The organism is Luteolibacter pohnpeiensis (assembly GCF_016595435.1).
GTDB lineage: Bacteria > Verrucomicrobiota > Verrucomicrobiia > Verrucomicrobiales > Akkermansiaceae > Luteolibacter > Luteolibacter pohnpeiensis.
The window spans coordinates 1-844 of record NZ_JAENIJ010000141.1; the positions used below are offsets into that span (position 1 = coordinate 1).

Genomic DNA, 844 nt, shown 5'->3' on the forward strand with positions numbered 1-844 from the left:
GATTTAAGCCTTTGTCTCCAGAGATGGAATCTAAGATTGATGCAAGCGATCCAACTAAGATATTTCCGAAAGCACCACCTAAACAAGCAGGAGAACAAGTCAGTGGTGGCAACGGCGGATAAGCTCGGTAGTTCGCTTCGCTCTGGACGCCTTTTTCCCGCCGTGCCACACTTCAAACGTTCTGCCAAGAAATGAAGAAATCCATCCTGCTGCTCCTTTCAGTATTTGTCGCTTTTACAATGATGGCAGGTTCTCTCTATGCGTTATTGCGCGCCCCCATACCTTCTGAGAGTAGTGTTGTAGGCATATATACCGCTGTGCGTGATGGATACTCTGATCAGTTAGAGATCATGCCGGATTACAAGTTCGTTCAGACATTGAAGACACCTAGTGGCGCTACGATCATCAACAGTGGGACCTGGACACTGAGAAATCGTGGTCTCGACATTGGTGTTTATTCATTCTTTATAGATAGCATTACTGGCGAGGTTCTTACTGAACCAGAAAGATTTTCATCATTTCCGTTCTCTGTTTATCCCAACATGCTGATCTTTGACTGGGACAGCGACTTTTACAGGTTAAACAAGCAGTAGGTCATAAAGTGCTAGCTCAATCAAAGAATCGAAAAGGCAGAACAAGCCGAGGCACAGCAACCCCTATCAGCCGGCCTGTTTTCATGACTATCCGTAACTTCAAAACCAATCCAGTGATCGACACTTGCCCTCGCTGATAGGGGTGCGTGCTCTTTAACGTTCTCTCAAGAAATGACCCCGGTCGAGCCCGCCATCCTTGTAGCAGCGATTGAGATCATCGGCGAAGAAGGTATCTCTGACGACGATATTGA

Annotated in this window: 1 protein-coding gene; it reads left to right on the plus strand. The window is 46.7% G+C overall.

Features of this window, described 5'->3' with window-relative positions; genetic code table 11:
- Positions 1–191 precede the first annotated feature (191 nt).
- The gene (locus JIN85_RS20625) at positions 192–593 is read left to right on the plus strand and encodes a hypothetical protein (protein WP_200274406.1); all 402 of its coding nucleotides are present in this window, start codon (positions 192–194) and stop codon (positions 591–593) included.
- Positions 594–844 lie beyond the last annotated feature (251 nt).